Annotated in this window: 1 protein-coding gene; it reads right to left on the bottom strand. The window is 74.2% G+C overall.

The window, feature by feature from the left end; translation table 11 throughout:
* The coding region (locus tag ACTT8P_RS37945) for an amino acid adenylation domain-containing protein (RefSeq protein WP_442836348.1) at window positions 1-3,815 on the bottom strand (3,815 nt) is incomplete at both ends.

The following is a 3,815-nucleotide window of genomic DNA, read 5'->3' as shown; positions in this document are numbered from 1 at the left end:
CCCGCCGCCACCGCCTCGCAGGCCGCACGCAGATCGGGCAGCAGGATCCGCCACGACACACCGTCCACGACCAGGTGATGCACCACCAGCACCACCCGTCCCGGTACGTCGGCCCCCGCATCGACCCAGACCGCCCGCACCATCACACCGCCCGCCGGATCCAACCGGCCGACCGCCGCCCGCGCCGCCGCCTCCACCACACGATCCAGTCCAGCACCCTCCCGCCCGCCGGCGTCCACCCGCGACACCAACGCCACACCATCGACCGACCCCGCAGCACCAACCACCAACCGGTCCCCGTCGGCCACCAAACGCGCCCGCAACATGTCGTGCGTGTCCAGCAACGCCCGCACCCCGGCCGCCAGCACCTCCAGCCCGAACGGGACCGGAGCGCCCACCACCATCCACTGCGCGAATCCGGGCCGCGCCGCCGCGTCGCCCACTGACTTCATCACCGGCGTGAACGCGACCTCACCCACGCCGGACACTTCCCCGGCCGGTGCCCGCCCGGCCGCCTGCTGGGCAACCAGTGCCAGCCGCGCCGGCGTCCGCTCCTCGAACACCTGCCGGGGCGAGACCACCCAACCCGCGCGCCGCGCCCTCGACGCCAACTGCATCGACATGATCGAATCCCCGCCCAGCACGAAGAAGTCGTCGTCGACCCCGACTTCGTCAGCGCCCAGTACGTCGGTGAAGAGGCCGCACAGTGCCTGCTCCGCCGGGGTCGAGGGGGCCCGGCCCGGGCCCGCCGGGGCCCGCTCGGGGGCCGGCAGGGCGGCGCGGTCGATCTTGCCGTTCACCGTCAGGGGCAGCGCGTCCAGCACGACGAGCGCGGTCGGGACCATGTACTCCGGCAGCCGGGCGGCCGCGAACTCGCGTACCGCGTCGCGGTCGAGCGGCTCGCCGGACACCGGGACCAGGTAGCCGACGAGCCGTTTCTCGCCCGGCTGGTCCTCGCGTACGGCGACGGTGGCATGGGCGACCCCGGGGTGCGCCCCGATCACCGACTCCACCTCCCCGGGCTCGATGCGGAAGCCGCGGATCTTCACCTGCTCGTCCGCCCGCCCCTGAAAGAGAAGCTGCCCTTCCGGGGTCCACCGGGCGAGGTCGCCCGAGCGGTACATGCGGGCGCCCTCGACGTAGGGGCAGGCCACGAACCGTTCCGCCGACAGGCCCGGGCGTCCGGTGTAGCCACGGGCCAGACCCGGGCCGACGATGTACAGCTCGCCGCTGGCCCCGGCGGGCACGGGTTGCAGGAAGGCGTCGAGGACGAAGACGCGTACGTTCGTCATCGGCTGTCCGATCGGCACCGTGTCCCCGGCGCCCGCGGACAGCGGTGGGCTCATGGCCGCGCACACGGTCGTCTCCGTCGGCCCGTAGGCGTTGACCAGCCGCCGCCCCGACGACCACCGGTCCGCGATCCCGGCCGGGCACACCTCGCCGGCCACCGCGACCGTCTCCAGCGTGTCCGGCAGCGTGTCCGCGACGGCCAGCAGACTCGGCGGCACGGTGACGTGGGTGGCCCGCGTCCTGCGCAGCGCCTCGGCCAGTGACACGTTCGGTGGCAGCTGCTCGGCGCCGGCCACCACCAGCGTGCTGCCGGACAGCAAGGCCATGCACAGCTCCGACACGGCCGCGTCGAAGCTAAGCGAGGCGAACTGGAGGACCCGGGAACCGGGGTGGACGGCGAACCGTTCGATCTGCGCCTGCGCGAGGTTCGCCAGCCCCGCGTGCAGCACCTCCACGCCCTTGGGGCGGCCCGTCGAACCCGAGGTGTAGATGACGTACGCCGCGTGCTCCGGCTCCAGTGGACCGAGCCGCTCCGCGTCCTCGACCGCACCGGGCCGGCGGCCCGCCACGGCGTCGGCGACGGCCGGGTCGTCCACGACCAGCGCGCGGTCCGCGAACTCTTCCGGCACGCTGCCACGCGTCCGCGCGGAGCACACCACCAGGGCGGGGTCGGAGTCCCGCAGCATGTACTCCACCCGGTCCGGCGGGTAGCCCGGGTCCACGGGGACGAAGACCCCGCCCGCCATGGACACCGCGAGCAGCGTCAGCACCGTCGTCACCGACCGCTCGGCGACCACCGCGACCCGGCACTCGGGTCCCACGCCGCCCGTCGCGATCAGGTGCCGTGCCAGCCGGCCGGCCTCGGCCTCCACCTCGGCGTACAACAGGGTCCGGCCGGACTCGGCCGACGTCAGCGCCGGAGCGTCGGGGGTCCGGCGCACCTGCCGCCGCAACAGTACCGGCAGCGGGGCGGCGGCCACCGGCCGGGCGGTGTCGTTCCACTCCGCGAGCCGCGCGCGCTCGTCCTCGGCCAGCAGACTGACCCGGCCGACCGGGATGGTCGCGTCCGCCGCCAGTTGTTCCAGGACGCACAGCAGCCGCGCCTGCTGCCGTGCCGCCCAGTCCCCGGTGAACAGGTCGGGGCGGTAGACGACCTCGCCGGCCAGCCGGTCGCCGGGAGCCATGATGAGGGCGAGCGCGTAGTGACTCGCGTCCTGCGACTTGCCGTCCGGCCGGATGGTCAGGGCCTCGGCGGAGTCGGCGGCCGGGTCGTCGGCGGTGCGGGGGTAGTTCTCGTAGACCACCAGCGTGTCGAACTCCGCGCCGGAACCGGCCGTCCGCTGGATCTCCGCCAGCCCCAGGTGCTGATGGCCCATCGTCGCGACCTGACGTCGTTGCAGGTCGGTGAGCATGTCCACGGCCGACTGCGCCGGGTCCAGGCGGACCCGTACCGGGAGGGTGTTGATGAACAGGCCGACCGCGCTGTCCAGGCCCGGCACCTCCGCGGGCCGTCCGGCCACCGTGCTGCCGAACACCACGTCGGTACGCCCGGTCAGCCGCGCCAGCAACAGTGCCCACGCGCCCTGGACCACCGTGTTCATGGTCAGGCCACGGGTACGGGCCAGGTCGGCCAGTCCGTCCGTCAGCTCGCGGGAGCACTCGAACTCCAGCGGGACCGGCCGCGCCGGGGCCCGGGTGGACTCCGCCGTCGCCACCCGTGTAGGTCCTTCGGCACCGGCCAGTTCGGCCCGCCACATGGCGCGCGCCGCTTCCTTGTCCTGCCGGTCCAGCCAGGCCAGGTACTCCCGGTAGGAGGTCGCGGGCGGCAGGGCCCGCGTCTCGCCGTCCGCCGCGTAGGCGGCCGACAGTTCGTCGAACAGGACCGGCAGCGACCAGCCGTCCACGACCACATGGTGGGTCGTGACCACCATGCGGTGCCGGTCCGCACCGAGCCGGATCAGCAGCACGCGCAGCAGCGGGGGCTCGGTCAGGTCGAACCGCGTCGCCATCTCCGCGGCGCACAGCCGCTCCACCTCGGCGTCCGCCCGCGCCGCGGACAGCCCGCTCACATCGGCCTCCCGCCACGGCACCGTGACACGTCCGGTGATCACCTGCACGGCCTCGTCCGCGACACCCCGGTGGAAGCCCGCCCGCAGCACGGGGTGCCGGGCCACGACGGCCTGCCACGCCCCACGCAGCCGCGCCGCGTCCAGCGGTCCGGTCAGCAGCAGCGCCCGCTGTCCCTCGTAGACGTCGGGTCCCTGATCGGCGAGGGTGGTGTGGAAGAGCAGCCCCTGCTGGAGCGGCGACAGCGGCCATACGTCGACCAGGTCCGGGACCGCCGCCTCGAGTTCCTGGACGGTGTCCTGGGTGAGTGCGAGCAGGGGGAAGTCGGAGGGAGTGTGTCCGCCGGCCCCGGAGTCGGCGTCGGTGTGGGCGGCGAGCCCGGCCAGCATCTCCAGCCAGATCCGCCCGAGTCGCTCGGCGTCCGCGTCCTCGATGAGGGTGCCGGGCCAGGCCAGCGA

Source organism: Streptomyces sp. JW3, assembly GCF_052216785.1.
Classification (GTDB): Bacteria; Actinomycetota; Actinomycetes; order Streptomycetales; family Streptomycetaceae; genus Streptomyces.
Note: the sequence above shows the minus strand (reverse complement) of the source record. Positions and strands in the feature narration are given on the sequence as shown.